We start from the raw sequence: 17,349 nt of genomic DNA, 5'->3' as shown, positions 1-17,349 counted from the left end.
ACCTATGGTTTTAGCAAATAATAAAAATTTACATATGAAAAGAAGAATCAAACATGTAACGGTTCTTGGTTCAGGAATTATGGGTAGCGGTATTGCGGCACATTTCGCCAACATAGGCGTGGAAGTGTCCCTTTTAGATATCGTTCCTTTTGAACTGACAGAAGCTGAGCAGAAAAAAGGTTTGACCAAAGATGACAAAGTGGTAAGAAACAGAATTGCTTCTGAAAACTTTGAAAAACTGAAAAAAGCAAGTCCTGCCCTTCTCTATTCTCCAAAATTTGCAGATAGGATTAAGGTAGGAAACTTCGATGATGATCTTCAGAAGATCAAAAACACAGACTGGATCATTGAAGTAGTCGTTGAAAGACTTGATATCAAGAAATCTGTTTATGAAAAAATTGAACAGTTCAGAAAACCGGGAACATTAATTTCTTCTAATACATCAGGAATTCCTATTCATTTTCTAATTGAGGGAAGAAGCGATGATTTCAAACAATACTTTGCGGGAACGCATTTCTTCAACCCGGTAAGATACCTTCCTCTTTTAGAGATCATTCCTACCCCGGAAACCCTTCCGGAAGTGGTTGACTTCTACATGAACTACGGAGCAAAATTCTTAGGGAAAACTACCGTTTTAGCCAAAGATACTCCAGCGTTTATCGCCAATAGAATCGGGGTATTCTCCATGATGGATTTACTTCACAACGTACAGAAATTAGGACTGACAGTTTCTGAAGTTGATAAATTAACCGGTCCTGTCATTGGACGTCCAAAATCAGCAACATTCAGAACGGCTGATGTGGTAGGTCTTGATACCTTGGTTATGGTAGCTAACGGCGTTCGTCAGAGCGGTGCTGAAGCCAATAACTTTAATGACGTTTTTGCCCTTCCAGGCTATATCCAGAAAATGATGGATAATAAGTGGTTAGGTTCTAAGACTGAGCAAGGTTTCTACAAAAAAGTAAAAAATGCAGAAGGAAAATCTGAAATCCACGGATTAAACCTTGATACATTAGAATATGAACTTCAGGGGAAATCTTCTTTCCCAACGTTAGAATTAACGAAAAATATAGACAAGCCAATTGACAGATTTAAAGTTTTAATTGGTGGAAAAGATAAAGCCGGCGAATTATACAGAAAATCTTTAGGGGCTCTATTCGCTTACGTTTCTCATAAAGTTCCTGAAATCTCAGACGAAGTTTACAAAATAGACGACGCGATGAGAGCAGGTTTCGGATGGGAAAACGGACCGTTTGAAATCTGGGATGCAGTAGGTGTTCAAAAAGGTATTGAATTAGCTAAAGATGCTGGTTATGAAGTTTCAGACTGGGTAAAAAATGTAGAAGCTTTCTATAAAGTAAACGATGAAGGTCAAAGTATCTTTGTTGACAAAAATTCAGGAGAGTACAACAAAATTCCTGGTCAGGATGCCTTTATTATCTTAGACAATATCAGAAAGAACAAAACACTTTGGAGCAATTCAGGGGCAGCAATCGAATATCTTGGTGATGGTATCATCAACTTTGAGATCCGCTCAAAAATGAATTCTCTCGGAGGCGAAGTTCTTGACGGATTAAACAGAGCTATCGATTTAGCAGAAAAAGAATACGACGGATTGGTAGTTGGAAACCAGGGAACTAATTTCTCTGTAGGCGCCAACCTTGCCATGATCCTGATGATGGCTATCGAACAGGATTGGGATGATCTGAATATGGCGATCGCTTATTTCCAGAAATCCATGATGAGAGTACGTTACTCTTCTATTCCTGTAGTGGTTGCTCCTCACGGAATGACGCTTGGTGGTGGTTGCGAAATGACGATGCACGCAGACAGAGTGGTTGCAGCAGCAGAAACTTACATCGGACTGGTAGAAACCGGAGTTGGGGTAATTCCTGGCGGTGGTGGTACCAAAGAACTTACGTTAAGAACTTCCAGAGAATTCCACAGCGATGACGTTAAAAACAACAGACTTCGTGAAGCATTCATGAATATCGCCATGGGTAAAGTAGCGACTTCCGCTTATGAAGCCTACGATATGGGAATTCTTGAAAAAGGAAAAGATATTGTATCCGTAAGCAAAAACAGACAGATCGCTGAAGCTAAAAAAGTAGCAAAACTATTGGCCGAACAGGGTTATACACAGCCTATCGAGCAAAGAGTAAAAGTGTTAGGAAAAGACGCCTTAGGAATGTTCTACGTAGGAACAGACCAGATGCTTACCGGAAACTTCATCTCTGCACACGACAAGAAAATTGCTGACAAACTAGCCAACGTAATGGTCGGTGGAAATCTTTCTGAACCAACCGTAGTTACCGAACAATACCTATTGAATCTTGAAAGAGAAACCTTCCTTCAACTTTGTGGGGAAAGAAAAACTTTGGAGAGAATTCAGTATATGTTGCAGAATGGGAAACCGCTAAGGAATTAATTTGTACAATGTCGGTTGTATAATGTAAAAAGTATTGACATGCACAATTTTAGAGAACTGGAGGTTTGGAAAAAATCAATTTTATTGTGTAAACAATATTATATAATGTCTAAAAACTTCCCTAAGGATGAATTATTTGGCTTGACATCTCAGTCAAGAAGAAGTCTTTATTCAATTCCTTCTAATATTGCTGAAGGTGCCGGAAGAGATACCAATCCTCAGTTCTGTCAGTTTTTAAACATTGCATTAGGTTCTTCTTTTGAATTTGAAACCCAAATTATAATTGCTAATGATTTGGAATTCATTAATAAAAGTGATTTTGAACTACTCATAACCGATATCAGACATATTCAAAATATGATAATTAGATTAAAACAAAATTATTCTAAATAACGTACACTGTACATTTTACATTGTACATAATACATTTTACATAAAATGAAACAAGCATATATAGTAAAGGGTTTCAGAACTGCCGTAGGAAAAGCTCCAAAAGGAAGTTTAAGATTCACAAGACCCGACGTGATGGCCGCTACAGTTATTGAAAAATTAATGGCTGAGCTACCACAATTAGATAAAAACAGAATTGACGACCTTATCGTAGGAAACGCAATGCCGGAAGCAGAACAGGGACTGAATGTAGCCCGTCTGATTTCTTTAATGGGATTGAATACCGATAAAGTTCCCGGGGTTACTGTAAACAGATACTGCGCATCAGGAAGTGAAGCGATTGCTATTGCTTCTGCAAAAATCCAGGCTGGAATGGCAGACTGTATCATCGCAGGAGGTACAGAATCTATGTCTTATATCCCGATGGGTGGTTACAAGCCGGTTCCGGAAACGGATATCGCAAAAACAAACCCTGATTATTACTGGGGAATGGGTTACACCGCTGAAGAAGTAGCCAAACAGTATAATATTACAAGAGAAGAACAGGATCAGTTTGCCTTTGAATCGCATATGAAAGCTTTAAAAGCGAATGCTGAAGGAAAATTTGCCAGTCAGATCGTTTCGATTCCTGTAGAATATAATTTCCTGGATGACAACCAGAAAATGCAGTCCAAAAAGTTTGACTTCTCTGTAGATGAAGGTCCTAGAAAAGACACTTCTCTGGAAGGTCTTGCTAAACTGAGACCTGTGTTCGCCAACGGAGGAAGTGTAACAGCCGGAAATTCTTCTCAGATGAGTGACGGAGCCGCCTTTGTCATGGTGATGAGTGAAGAAATGGTAAAAGAATTAGGTCTTGAGCCGGAAGCAAGATTGGTAGCTTATGCTGCTGCAGGTCTTGAACCTAGAATTATGGGTATGGGACCGATTTATGCAATTCCAAAAGCTTTAAAACAAGCCGGTCTTGAATTAAAAGATATTGAATTAATTGAATTGAACGAAGCCTTTGCATCACAGTCTGTGGCGATCAAAAAGGAATTAGGACTAAACCCTGATATCCTTAACGTCAACGGAGGTGCCATCGCTCTTGGCCACCCGCTTGGATGTACAGGAACCAAATTAACCGTTCAGCTTCTTGACGAAATGAGAAGACGCGGCAACAAGTACGGAATGGTTTCTATGTGTGTAGGTACGGGACAGGGAGCGGCAAGTATCTTCGAACTTCTTTAATTGTATAATGTCGGCAGTACAATGTATAAAGTATTAAAGACGTACAGCTGATATTGCAAAGAAAAAGTACAGTATATGTTATACTTTTTACTTTGTACAATATACTTTTTACAAAAAAATAAATAAACAAAAAAACATATGGCTACATTAAAAGGAGGTGAATTCCTGATCAAGGAAATTCCTGCAAATGATATTTTCACTCTTGAAGAACTGAGTGAAGAACAAAAAATGCTTCGTGATTCTGCGAAAGAATTTATCGACAGAGAAGTAATTCCTCAAAAAGAAAGATTTGAGAAAAAAGATTATGCTTTAACTGAAGAAAAGATGCGTCAGTTGGGAGAAATGGGACTTTTAGGAGTGGCTGTTCCTGAGGAATACGGCGGTCTTGGAATGGGCTTCGTAAATACCATGCTGGCATGTGATTACTGTTCAGGAGCGAATGGTTCACTGGCTACGGCTTATGGAGCACATACGGGAATCGGAACCCTTCCTATCCTATTGTATGGTACAGAAGAGCAAAAGAAAAAATACCTTCCGGATCTGGCTACAGGGACAAAATTCGGAGCATACTGTCTGACTGAGCCTGATGCAGGTTCTGATGCCAACTCAGGAAAAACAAGAGCTAAGCTTTCTGAAGATGGAAAACATTATGTGATCAACGGACAGAAAATGTGGATCTCCAATGCAGGTTTTGCAGAAATCTTCATTGTATTTGCTAAAATTGATGATGATAAAAACATCACCGGTTTCATCGTAGAAAAAGAAGGAACTGAAGGACTTACTTTCGGTGAAGAAGAACATAAACTGGGAATCCGTTCGTCTTCTACAAGACAGGTTTTCTTTAATGATATGAAAGTTCCTGCTGAGAACCTTTTAGGCGAAAGAAACAACGGTTTCAAAATCGCTTTGAATGCTTTGAATGTAGGAAGAATTAAATTGGCAGCTGCCAACCTTGACGGACAGAGAAGAATCTTAAACCACTCTCTTCAGTATTCTAACGAAAGAAAGCAGTTTGGCGTTTCTATTTCAACTTTCGGAGCGATCAGAAAGAAGCTGGCAGAAATGGCAACAGGAATTTTCGTTGCTGAGGCGGGTTCTTACAGAGCTGCAAAAGACGTTGAAGATAAAATCAATGAATTGGTTGCCGGTGGAATGAATCATCAGCAGGCTGAATTGAAAGGAGTTGAAGAATTTGCGGTAGAAGCTTCTATTCTGAAGGTTTTTGTTTCAGATTTAACACAACATACTGCTGACGAAGGAATCCAGGTGTACGGAGGAATGGGATTCTCTGAAGATATGCCAATGGAAGCTGCATGGAGAGATTCAAGAATCGCAAGAATCTATGAAGGAACCAATGAGATCAACAGATTATTAGCAGTAGGAATGTTAATTAAGAGAGCGATGAAAGGAGAATTAGATTTGCTTTCTCCGGCAATGGCAATCAGCAAAGAATTAACTGGAATTCCTTCATTTGATGTTCCTGATTATTCAGCATTCATGAGTGAAGAAAAAGCAATCATCGCTAACCTTAAGAAAGTATTCCTTATGGTTTCCGGAGCTGCTCTTCAAAAATTCATGATGGATATCGAAAAGCAACAACACTTATTATTAAATGCATCTGAGATCCTTAACCAGCTTTACATGGCAGAATCTGCTGTACTGAGAGCTGAGAAACACTTCTCTCCTGATTCTGTAGAAGCAGCAATGGCACAGCTTAACCTTTACAAAGCTGTTGAAAAGGTCATCGCAGCCGCTAAAGAAGGAATTATCTCTTTCGCTGAAGGTGATGAGCAGAGAATGATGCTTTCAGGCCTGAGAAGATTTACAAAATATACCAACCATCCTAATGTAGTGGCTTTAACTGAAAAAGTTGCAGCCCAGTATATTGCTAAAGGTAATTACTAAACATTATTTTGAATATAACAGTAAACGCTCCAAGATTTTGGAGCGTTTATTATATTAATATGGGTTGTAATTCTTTTGGAAATTACATCTGTTTTTGTCCGATTTCATTGATTTCATTGAAATTCTCTTTAGGATTTACACCATATTGATTGGTTCCCGGAGTTCCTTCTGTAAATAAAAGGATCAATAACCAGATAGCTCCAACAATTGGGATCAAAGAGATAAAAAACCACCATCCGCTTTTATCTACATCATGTAATCTTCTAACCAAAACAGCTAATCCCGGAATAAAAGTAGCCAATGCGTAAACCATATAAATAAAACCATAAGGCATATCCTGATAAAATTTCAATCCCAAAAGATTATCCAATAACGTCGCTATAATCACGAAGATTGTATTAAATAATAAGTACATCCAGTACTCGGTTCTTCTCGCTCTTCCTGTAAAATCAGCATACTGTTTCAATGCTTTTAAGTACCATTTCATAGTTTTTGTTTTTTTTAATAGGGGCCAAAAATAAAGATTTTTTTCAGATCTGCAACTACTTTTTATTTTTATTAGGTCTAACTAAAAACCTCGTTCCATAAAAGTAATCCCAAAAACACATCCGCGATCAAAAAACAGAAAATGAAATAATTCAATATTTTGTTTATGGAGAACCTACGCGAAGTCTTCGACTTCGCGTAGGTTTTTTTTTGCTGTTTTTCAATTTTTTTACTATTTTTAATCATTAAATTTGATCACAGATCATTATTTTTTTCAATATGATAAAAAAACACAAAGAAATGAAGTTATTATTCTCCTGCTCATTATTATTGTTTTGCACAATGACTTTCGCCCAGCAGAAAGAAGACAGAAAACAAATTATTCCAAAGGTAGATACTGCCAAAATCCTTAATTTTAAAGGCCTTAAGGAAACACAGGCAAAGATTCATACCGATCAGAAACAGCAGTATAAAATGCTTGTTGCCACTCCAAAAGATACATCACAGTATATGGCCTTAAAAGAAGCCAAACGGGATAACTCAAAATACAGAATACTCAACAGCTCAGCTCCTGAAAAACTGATACCTGACACAAAAAAGGCACAGCCTTCCAAATAATTAAAAAAAACTAATCAAACCACAAAAACCAATTACTATGGGAAAATTTATTATCTCGAAGAGAACCGATGGTGACTTCAAATTCAATCTTAAAGCCGGAAACGGACAAGTAATCTTAACCAGCCAGGGATATAGCTCAAAACCATCCTGTGAAAACGGAATAGAATCTGTACGCACCAATTCTCAGGACGATTCCAAATTTGAAAGAAATACAGCAAAAGATGACCGCTGTTATTTCAATTTAAAAGCAGGAAACGGACAGATCATAGGAACCAGCCAGATGTACGAATCTGAAAACGGCATGGATAACGGAATAGAATCCGTTAAAAACAATGCTCCAGGCGCTTCTGTAGAGGATGAAACCGTTATTTAATATTCCTTAAAATATTCTCAATAAAAATGTCTTATTTTTTAAGGCATTTTTTATTTTTGTATTCTATTTTCTATTTGAAATGACAAAAGAAGAAATGCTCAACAGAGCCATAAAGATAGCTGATAAAGCACACAAAGGACAAACCGACAAATACCATGCTCCCTACATCGCTCACGTGATGCGTGTCATGGAATACGGAAAAACACTCGACGAAAAGATCGTTGGCGTCCTTCATGACGTAGTGGAAGATCATCCGGAAGAGTTCAGTCTGGAGTATTTAAGAACCGAAGGCTTTCCCGAATACATTATTTTTGCTATCAGCTGCCTTACCAAATTTGATCCCGAAGAAGATTACGATGAATTCGTTAAAAGAACGGAAAGATCACCTTTAGCTGTTGCTGTAAAACTAAATGACCTCCGTGATAATATGGATCTCAGAAGAGTTAACAGAGAGCTTACACCTAAGGATATTAAAAGATTCAATAAATACCTGAAAGCGTATCATTATTTAATAGAGAAATATTAAAAGTATAAAAACACAAAAAATGAATAACCTTCCTAAAATGTCGGCAGCTTACAGGTCTAAGCTGACTTCCGCTATTGTATCTATTTCTATATTTTTCACCGTATATCTTATCCTTATCGCCGTTTCCCTCTTTCTCATTGTGCTTTTAGGATACGGAGCATATTCTATTCTTGCATTCAAAATAAGCTACTATACACTTATAGCAGCCGCAGGTCTTGCCAGCATTGGTATTTTTGTTTTTTATTTTATGATTAAATTCATTTTCAATGAAAACACCTACAACACGAGACACTTGGTAGAAATTACAAGATCCCAACAGCCGGAATTATTCAGTATCATCGATGAAATTGTTAAAGATACTCAGGTAAAAGCTCCTAAAAAGGTTTTCTTTTCTCCTGATGTTAATGCCAGTGTAAGTTATAATTCCGTTTTCTGGAGTATGTTTTTTCCGGTGAGAAAAAATCTTACCATTGGTTTGGGATTAATCAATTCTACAAGTACCGGCGAATTAAAAACTATTCTCGCCCATGAATTCGGGCATTTTTCCCAAAGAAGCATGAAAGTGGGTGGATATGTTCATCATGCACAAAAAATTGTGTACGAAACGGTTTACAATAATAAAGAATATGAAAACATGATCATGACTTTTTCGGGAAATGCTTTTTTCAGCTTATTTGGAGCGATTTCAGTGGGCTTTATCAATGTATTTCAGTTTATCCTGAAAAAAGTTTCATCTTTTCTATTCCAAAAACACGCTTCCCTGAGCCGGGAGATGGAATATCATGCAGATGCCGTTGCGACTTTTCTCACCAATCCTCAGGAGCAGATCTCTTCGTTATTGAGAATAGAACTAAGTGATTCCGCTTTTCAATATTCTTTTAATTTCTATATCCAAAGTGAGCAGAAATACCTTCCTCAGAATCTTTATAAAAATCATTCTTCTTTACTGAAAATTTTCAGTGAAAGAAACAACCATCCTTATGTAAATGGCCTTCCAAAAGTAGATGCAGAAGATTTAACCCGTTATAACAAAACAAAAATAGAAATTCAGGATCAGTGGGCTTCCCATCCGGATACCGTAAAAAGAATTGAAAGAATCAGAAACAATACAACCCGAAATATTCAGGAAAATCATGAACTGGCAAAAAATATCATCAGAGGATATGATGAGATCTGTGAGGTGATGACCCGAAAATACCTGACCCTGCATCAGGTGAAAAATGTGGGTGAAGTGATAGACGACGAAAAATTCACTGAGCTTTATATAGAAAAATACCCTTATCAGTACCTAAGTTCAAATTTCAACGGGTATTATGAAGCCCACAATCCACTATTAGAGAATATCGAAACGATTATAAAAGATTCCGGCACCGTAATGACCAGTGAAGATCTGTTCAGTGACCGAAAAGTTTCTTTAATTTACGAGAAAGTTGGAATTGAAAGTGATCTGCAAACCCTTGCCTATCTAAAAGCCAACCCTAAAGAAATTAAAACATTCAGATACGGAGAAAACCTGTACAAAGCCAAAGATGCTACCAAACTCATTCCTGAACTTGAAAGTGAACTTTTAAAAGTAAAGACCGCGCTCACAAAAAATGATGAAGATATCTTCCTGTATTATTTCAGTAAGGCCGATCAACATGACCAATCTATTTTACTGGGTAAATACAAAAAGTTTGGAATCATAGACAAAGAATTCGACAGGTTTCAGGAAGCACTGACTAAATTTGCTGCATACCTTCAGTTTATGACCGTAACGCTACCTTTTGAAGAAATCCGTAAACACAGAGCCAAACTGTTAAAAGCCGAAACTGACTTCAAAAAAGAACTGAATGATTTTATAGAAAACTCAAGGTATAAAGAATCATTAACAGAGGAAAGCAGAGCTACCCTAAAATCATATGCAGAAGCTTCGTACATTTATTTTAATCACGATAAATACCTGGAACCAGAAGTAGAAGCCGTGTTTGCTATGGTGAATGAATTTCAGAAAATCCTCAATGAATATTACCTGGAATTGAAAAAGGACTTATTGAGTTTTCAGGACACAGTTTCAAAACTTGGGGAGTAAAAGTAAATACAATCAAAATCTGATGTGATAAATATCTTGAGTTCGGTTTATGAGAATTAAAAGATAGAGAGTTACGCGATACGGGGTTAAGCGAGTTAGTCCAGATTAAGCTAATGGAACAGATTACTAAATATTTTGTAAGCTATACTTTTTTAATCTTAAAATATAAGAAATCAAGGTTACAACTGCTGAGAAAAGCAAGCCACAACGTGGCGATTTAGCATAAGATAGGATGCAGTCCTATCAGAATACTACTGAGAAACAACAGCCACCACGTGAAGATTTAGCCCAAGATAGGATGCAGTCCTATCAGAATCTCAAGTCACTCAGTTCTATACTCTATTCATCCCACTACTGGCTGGGTCTTTTTCTCAGGCGGATTTAAACAAAAAATCTTAATCCGCTCCCGGGAAATCATACGTTTTTGTAGGATGATCTGTACCGTCGATATTGATATTTAAAGCCAGATAAATAAAGTGAAGGTTTTTATTGCCTTTTGCTTCAAATTCACGCTGCCATAGATAACCGGTCAAGATTCCGAAATAGTCATCGATCTGATAGCCGAAACCGCCATATACTCTATTTCTGGCGAAAGTAGGTTTCATCGGACTTACCAGGAAAATCTCATCATAAGCATTCGCGAAAACAGTTCCTTTTTTAATGGTTTTGGCATTCAGGGGAACGCTGATGTTCAGACGGTATCTGTATCGCATTCTCTGGGAAGCTTTGTCTGTTGCAGGCTCGTAGAACCAGCTTTTCTCCGCACGAAGACGGTTTTCAAACTTCACGATTCCTTTTTTGAAATCGATCACGTCCTGTAGCCAAACCCTGAATTCTTCCCGGCTCAGACTGTGTTCTTTGTAATTCACATACCTACCTAAACCTACAAAAGGTTTGTGATTTTTAGTCAGGTTGTAACCTACTCCTCCTTTGATCTCGTAATAATCCGGATACGTATAATCTTCGTTACCTCTGAGCTGTCCTTCTGCGTAGAGAAAAAACTTCGGATGAAACTTATAGGTTAGAGTCACTGCATTGAAGCTGGAAACGTGGTCCTGTGCTTTTAAAAAGGTCATACTCAAAAGTAAACTCAGACTTAAAAAAAGTTTCATAAAAAATTTTTGCAAAAATAAATTATTTAACAATTTGTTAATGTTAACTTTCATTCATTTCAAATTAACATTTACTTAATATTGATCGTATATGAGAAGCCTAAATGGAACCATCTCTGCGGCATTTCAACTCCAAAAGCTTCTGTATATTTTGTGTTCGTCAGATTATTAATCAGCACATATACCGAGAAGTCTTTTTTAGCAAAACTTAACTTCTCGTCAAGGAGATTATAAGTCCCCAGATTCATTCTCTCATTGTATCTGTAAACCAATTCATTGGTAAAATAGTTCAGGAATTTCGTCTCTAGTTTTGCTACCACCTGATGTTTCAGATTGTCCAGAATATATCTTGAAACAAATTCATTGGATTCTTTCATTTTGCTGTCCAGATAGGTGTATCCTGCGGTGTATTTTAACCAGCTGAAAGCTCTGTGGCTTAATTCAATTTCAAATCCTTTTGTATCAATTCTTCCTACATTCTGAGCGTACCAAATCGGATCCGTCAGGCTTTTTTTAACCCAGTCGATAGAATTATTGGAATTTCTCATAAACCCGCTCACTTTTGCGAGGATTTTACTGTTCTGATATTGATACCCTACTTCAGATGAAACGGCATTTTCAGGAAGAAGATTCTGATTTCCCTGTTCGGTTTTGCTTACATAATAAAGGTCCGTAAACGTCGGAACACGGTGAACTTTTGCAATATTTCCGTAGATTTTATTGTTCGGATTGAAATTATATCCTACATCTAATCCCGGATAGAAAAAATTCCCTTCTTTGGAATAATTCGCCCATGAAATTCCCGGACTGATGTTCAGTTTTTTATCCAGTAATGAAAAATGATGCTCAAAGAAGACCTGTGAAACAAAACGGTTTCGCTCTCCTAAATTATTACTCGCCAAAAATTCCTTTCTCAGCTCCACACCCACACCGGTAGTTCCCAACCCCCATTGATAGCTGGAATTCACTTCTCCTCCAACATTGTTCCCGATATGCATATTTCTGTAGCCATTTGGCTTATTTCTATCATAGAGATACATATCCTGACCTCTTCTCCAGTAGGCATTGGAGCTTATCTTCAAATGACCAAATGTTTGCTGATGCGCTAAACTTACGATGGAAGCCTGTGTTTCCTCATACTGTTCGGTAGCGCTTTTAGATGCATAAAAACCATTAGCCCCGAATTTCTTTTCAGAAAAACCAGCCTGCAGCTTCAGATCCCCGTTTTTAATGGTCAGTTTACTTTGGTAAAAAACATTTCGGATCTCATAATCCGTATTGTACATATATCCCTGTGAAGAAGAAGAATTGGCCTGAAGAGAGTTGGAGAATTTTTCATTTCCCAACTGCGCATTGAATCCGAATCCGTAGGTTTCGTAGTCCCCGCCATCCGCACTTATTTTCACCCTTTTTCCGGGATTTGTTTTGGTAATAATATTGATAACACCTGCATAGGCATTCTGCCCGAATCTTCTTGCTGCCGGACCTTTGATGATCTCGATTCTTTCCACATCATCCATATCTACCGGGATATTCATTGAATTGTGACCGGTCTGGGAATCGTTCATTCTGATCCCGTTCAGCAACAGCAATACCTGCTCAAAAGAACTTCCTCTGAAGCCTATATCACTTTGTACGCCGTTCGCTCCTCTCCTTCTGATATCCATTCCCGGAACCTGCTGAAGAACTTCATCGATACTTTTCGCCGGAGAATTGGCAATATCTTCTTTGGTAATAACCGTTATATTCTGATTGGCACTTTTATAGGGTGTGGAAATAAATTTCCCCTGAAATTCAATATTCTCAATATCTGTTGTCTTTTCCTGTGCCTGCGCACAAAACAGGAATCCCAATAAAAATATACTCCCAATCTTTTTGATCATAATAATTGCCGTTTTCGTTCTAAATCAGTTTCTTTAAATAATGGCCTCAAAAGTAAGGGAGTTCCTGAAGACAGGCAAATGATAGTTATCATAAAAAAAGATGCAGTATGGTTATACTGCATCTTTTAGGGAAGTAACTGTTTTATCTTTTTCTCATTAAATGTGTAACAAGATCTCTGAATAATTTTCTCATTTCTATATTACAAATTTATGAATACAATTTTAAATAATTTTAAAACACAAAACAATAGTATATGGTAAAAATATAACGAAAATCATAAACCGATGAAAAATATTATGAAAACATGCTATCTATATAACCTTATGACTGATAATCATTTATTCACAAATTACCCTTTTATTCCTCAACGGGTACCTCTTCTTTTCCTGTAGAAGTCAGGATAATATATTTGTATCCGGGAAATATTTAAGCATCTTATTTCCGCTAAAATTTCGTAATTTTGTGGGTCTTATTTTTTTAAGATGCAAACAATCTTTTTCAAAGATAAAACATGGCTAAAACAATAGAAATAGATATAAAAAAACAGATCTTCGTTAAGAATGCACACCTTAACAATCTGAAGCATATAGACGTTCTGATCCCGAAAAATAAACTGATCGTGATTACAGGAGTTTCCGGAAGCGGAAAATCTTCTCTGGCATTCGATACGATTTATGCAGAGGGACAGAGAAGATATGTGGAGAGTTTAAGTTCCTATGCACGTCAGTTTTTGGGTAAACTTGAAAAACCAAAAGTGGATGACATCAAAGGGCTTGCGCCTTCCATTGCCATTCAGCAGAAAGTGATCTCTTCCAATCCGCGTTCTACGGTAGGAACTTCTACAGAGATCTATGATTATATGAAGCTTCTTTTTGCAAGGATCGGGAAAACCTATTCTCCGGTTTCCGGCGAAGAAGTGAAAAAAGACTCCGTGTCTGATGTGATCGATTTTATCAAAGCTTCCAAAAAAGAGACTTCATTTCTATTGACGGCTCCTTTGGAATATGATGCGGATAATTTTAAAGAAGCATTAAACGTTTTAAAGCTGGCAGGTTTCACAAGGCTTGAGATCAATGGTAATCTAGCCGGTATTGAAGATCTGGAAAGTTTCGGTTTTACTCCGGAAAAAGGAATGGTCATTAATCTGGTGATCGACCGTTTTTCTTATGAAGAAGACGAGAACTTCCTTCAGAGATTGGCAGACTCCATTCAGATGGCGTTTTATGAAGGTCATGGTTATTGTGCACTGAAGAATGCAGATAGCGGAAAAGTAAAAGAATTTTCCAATAAATTTGAGCTGGACGGCATGGAGTTCCTTGAACCGAATGTTCATTTTTTCAGCTTTAATACCCCTTACGGAGCTTGTCCGGCATGTGAAGGCTACGGAAAAGTAATCGGAATCGATGAAGATCTTGTGATTCCCAATAAAACCTTATCCATTTATGAAGATGCTGTAGTATCCTGGAGAGGCGAAACCATGAGCGAATGGAAAAAAGCATTCATCAAAAAAGCAGAAGACTTCCCTATCCATAAGCCTTATCATCAACTGACCAAAGAACAGAAAAACTTCCTTTGGAAAGGAGACGGAAAAAGCAGTTTCCCATCCATCAATAATTTCTTCAAAATGCTTGAAGAAAACCTGTACAAAATTCAGTACCGTGTCATGCTTTCCCGATACAGAGGCAAAACACTCTGCCCTACCTGCGAAGGCCTGAGGCTGCGTGAAGAAACGAGCTGGGTAAAAGTAGACGGACATAATATCCAGTCGATGATTGAGCTTCCGCTGGATGAATTACATCCTTTAATCAACGGACTGAAGCTTTCTGAGCACGATCAGGATGTGGCCAAAAGACTGCTGTACGAGATCAAAACCCGTATCGAGTTTTTATTAAAAGTAGGTTTAGGCTATTTAACCATCAACAGAACATCCAACACGCTTTCCGGTGGGGAAAGTCAGAGAATCAACCTTGCTACAAGTTTGGGAAGTTCACTGGTGGGATCTATTTATATCCTGGATGAGCCTTCTATCGGTCTTCACTCAAGAGATACGGAAAACCTGATCGGAGTTTTAAAGAACCTTCGTGATCTCGGAAATACCGTAATCGTTGTAGAACACGATGAAGATGTAATGAAAGCCGCAGATTATATTATCGATATCGGTCCGGAGGCTGGTTATCTTGGTGGTGAACTGGTTTTTGCTGGAGATTATACCGATCTTAAAAACGCAGATACCCTTACCTCAAAATACCTGACCGGAAGAATGGAAATTGAAGTTCCGAAAAAGCGAAGAAAAGCCAAGGAATGGATCCATATCAAAGGAGCAAGACAGAATAATCTTAAAAATATAGACGTAGACGTACCCCTGGAAAGCCTTACGGTGATCTCAGGTGTTTCCGGAAGCGGAAAATCTACGCTGATGAAGGAAATTTTAACCAATGATATCCAGATTCAGCTTGGAATGGGTGGTAAAAAGGGAGATTATGATTCCGTAGAATTTCCAAAGAAACTGATTAAAAATATTGAACTGATCGACCAGAACCCGATCGGAAAATCATCAAGATCCAACCCGGTGACTTATCTGAAAGCCTATGACGACATCAGGGATCTTTTTGCCAAGCAGAAAGTATCAAAAATGATGGGTTATAAGCCTAAGCATTTCTCTTTCAACGTAGACGGCGGAAGATGCGATGAATGCAAAGGTGAAGGGGTCATCAATGTTTCCATGCAGTTCATGGCAGATATTGAGCTTGAATGTGAAGTATGTAAAGGAACCCGTTTCAAAAGCGAGATCCTGGAAGTGAAATTCGATGAGAAAAGCATTTCTGATATTCTTCATATGACGGTAGATGAGTCTCTGGAATTCTTTAAAGACAATAACGAAGAAAAGATCGTGACCAAACTGAGACCGCTTCAGGAAGTAGGATTAGGTTATCTTCAGCTGGGACAGAGCTCTTCTACCCTTTCCGGAGGTGAAGCACAGCGTGTGAAACTGGCTTCTTTCCTTGTTAAAGGAGTAACCACAGATAAAACCTTATTTATCTTTGACGAACCTTCTACAGGGCTGCATTTCCATGATATTCAGAAACTGTTGAAATCGTTGCAGGCTTTGATCGATCTTGGGCATTCCGTGATCGTTATTGAGCATCAGCCGGATATTATCAAATCCGCGGATTATATAATAGATATCGGGCCTGAGGCTGGAAAATATGGTGGCGAAGTTGTTTTTGCAGGCACACCGGAAGATCTGGCGAAAGATAAAAAATCGCATACCGCGAAGTACATTAAGGAGAAACTTGAAAACTAAATACAAATAGAGAGCCGGATGGCTCTCTATTCTTTTGTAGGAACGTGAATTCTATTCCTTTACATTATACAGAAATGGACTCTGTTTATTATAAGTATTATCCTCAATCTGGGAAACCAGAAACTCAGAAAGGTCTGCTGCGCTGATCTGTTCGCCTTTGCAATCTGTCAGATTCGTTTCTGTTTTGAAATGTTCTGAAGTCGGAATGATTAAGGGAAGCCTGACCAGAGTCCAGTCCAGATCGCTGTTGACAAGGATTTCGTATTCATCCTGCTTATCTTTTGTGGTTTTGGGATAATTCTGGTACATCCAGTCTGTAGCCGCTTTTACCTTTTCGTTCTTATGATCAAAAGGAGTGTCCACATTCAGGCCGGTGATCGCAATATATCTTTTGATCCCATGCGCATTCATCGATTGTATAATATTGTTTGTGGCATCGGTGAATATTGATTTCTCTCCGACAGGCTGTCCTATCTTACTGATCACGGCACTGCAGCCTTTAATAAGGTTGTCAACAGCACTAAAATCTCTCGCATCTCCTTTCACTAATTGAATTAAAGGATTCTGAAGAGTAAAATTTTCAGGAGTCCGGAGAAGTAATTTCATAGGATACCCTTTTTTAAGAAGTTCTTGAACAAGATAGTTTCCGGTTTTTCCGGTTCCGCCTAGTACGGCAATGGGAGTTGTTTTCATAATGATCTCTTTTGGTAGCCAGAAAATAAAGCCATAGTGAATGATGAATAAATCCATGCACTTATGGTCAGTTTCTCTTTAGCGTTAAATAAAATAATAGTAAAGTCAGGTTCAGATAATTTGAACCTTAAGGTTTCAGACGTTTAAAAATGCGTCTGAATGGGGAATGATATTTATTAAGAGATATTAATAGCCCAAATGTAGAGCTTAATTTTTAATCTGCAAAAAAAAACGACCAAAGAGTAATTTTATAAATATTTTATACTGAACTCGTTTAAACTTTTTCTTTGAAGTTGATTAACTTTATTTTCGCCAGGAATGAAACAGAAAAA

General features: G+C 37.8%; 13 protein-coding genes. 9 read left to right on the top strand and 4 right to left on the bottom strand.

Going from position 1 to position 17,349, the window contains the following annotated elements:
• The first annotated feature begins 34 nt into the window (after positions 1-34).
• The 4 genes from IW22_RS14890 (at position 35) to IW22_RS14875 (ending at position 5,950) form a co-directional block, all read left to right on the top strand.
• Positions 35-2,428, top strand: a complete 2,394-nt coding sequence (locus IW22_RS14890) for a 3-hydroxyacyl-CoA dehydrogenase/enoyl-CoA hydratase family protein (protein ID WP_034727921.1) — start codon at positions 35-37, stop codon at positions 2,426-2,428.
• 39 nt (positions 2,429-2,467) lie between these two features.
• A complete protein-coding gene (locus IW22_RS14885; RefSeq protein WP_034727795.1) occupies positions 2,468-2,821 on the top strand; it encodes a four helix bundle protein in 354 nt (117 codons plus the stop codon).
• A 45-nt stretch (positions 2,822-2,866) separates the two neighbouring features.
• Positions 2,867-4,045, top strand: a complete 1,179-nt coding sequence (locus IW22_RS14880; protein ID WP_034727792.1) for a thiolase family protein — start codon at positions 2,867-2,869, stop codon at positions 4,043-4,045.
• A 138-nt stretch (positions 4,046-4,183) separates the two neighbouring features.
• Positions 4,184-5,950 (top strand): acyl-CoA dehydrogenase family protein, encoded by a 1,767-nt coding sequence (locus tag IW22_RS14875; RefSeq protein ID WP_034727789.1) that lies wholly within the window; start codon positions 4,184-4,186, stop codon positions 5,948-5,950.
• Between the two features lie 82 nt (positions 5,951-6,032).
• Here the strand turns inward: IW22_RS14875 and IW22_RS14870 are convergent, their stop codons facing one another.
• Positions 6,033-6,437, bottom strand: a complete 405-nt coding sequence (locus tag IW22_RS14870) for a DUF805 domain-containing protein (protein ID WP_034727786.1) — start codon at positions 6,435-6,437, stop codon at positions 6,033-6,035.
• A gap of 299 nt (positions 6,438-6,736) precedes the next feature.
• Here IW22_RS14870 and IW22_RS14865 point away from each other — a divergent pair, with 299 nt between their 5' ends.
• The 4 genes from IW22_RS14865 to IW22_RS14850 all read left to right on the top strand — a co-directional run bounded on the left by IW22_RS14865 (position 6,737) and on the right by IW22_RS14850 (position 10,024).
• The gene (locus IW22_RS14865) at positions 6,737-7,054 is read left to right on the top strand and encodes a hypothetical protein (protein ID WP_131401739.1); all 318 of its coding nucleotides are present in this window, start codon (positions 6,737-6,739) and stop codon (positions 7,052-7,054) included.
• Between the two features lie 37 nt (positions 7,055-7,091).
• Positions 7,092-7,427, top strand: coding sequence for a YegP family protein (locus IW22_RS14860; RefSeq protein ID WP_034727781.1), 336 nt, complete (start codon positions 7,092-7,094; stop codon positions 7,425-7,427).
• Positions 7,428-7,506: 79 nt separating this feature from the next.
• Complete coding sequence (locus IW22_RS14855; protein ID WP_081873957.1) at positions 7,507-7,953, top strand: phosphohydrolase; 447 nt, start codon at positions 7,507-7,509, stop codon at positions 7,951-7,953.
• Positions 7,954-7,972: 19 nt separating this feature from the next.
• Complete coding sequence (locus IW22_RS14850) at positions 7,973-10,024, top strand: M48 family metalloprotease (protein ID WP_034727778.1); 2,052 nt, start codon at positions 7,973-7,975, stop codon at positions 10,022-10,024.
• A 395-nt stretch (positions 10,025-10,419) separates the two neighbouring features.
• Here the strand turns inward: IW22_RS14850 and IW22_RS14845 are convergent, their stop codons facing one another.
• Positions 10,420-11,136, bottom strand: coding sequence for a DUF2490 domain-containing protein (locus tag IW22_RS14845; RefSeq protein WP_034727917.1), 717 nt, complete (start codon positions 11,134-11,136; stop codon positions 10,420-10,422).
• Positions 11,137-11,207: 71 nt separating this feature from the next.
• On the bottom strand, positions 11,208-13,019 hold the full coding sequence (locus IW22_RS14840; protein WP_034727776.1) for a TonB-dependent receptor plug domain-containing protein: 1,812 nt from the start codon (positions 13,017-13,019) through the stop codon (positions 11,208-11,210).
• A gap of 512 nt (positions 13,020-13,531) precedes the next feature.
• Between IW22_RS14840 and uvrA the strand changes: the two genes are divergently transcribed.
• Positions 13,532-16,324, top strand: a complete 2,793-nt coding sequence (gene uvrA, locus IW22_RS14835) for an excinuclease ABC subunit UvrA (RefSeq protein ID WP_034727773.1) — start codon at positions 13,532-13,534, stop codon at positions 16,322-16,324.
• Between the two features lie 51 nt (positions 16,325-16,375).
• Here the strand turns inward: uvrA and IW22_RS14830 are convergent, their stop codons facing one another.
• On the bottom strand, positions 16,376-17,017 hold the full coding sequence (locus IW22_RS14830; protein WP_034727914.1) for an NAD(P)-dependent oxidoreductase: 642 nt from the start codon (positions 17,015-17,017) through the stop codon (positions 16,376-16,378).
• Positions 17,018-17,349 lie beyond the last annotated feature (332 nt).

This window comes from Chryseobacterium sp. JM1 (genome assembly GCF_000737715.1).
Taxonomy (GTDB): domain Bacteria; phylum Bacteroidota; class Bacteroidia; order Flavobacteriales; family Weeksellaceae; genus Chryseobacterium.
Note: the sequence above shows the minus strand (reverse complement) of the source record. Positions and strands in the feature narration are given on the sequence as shown.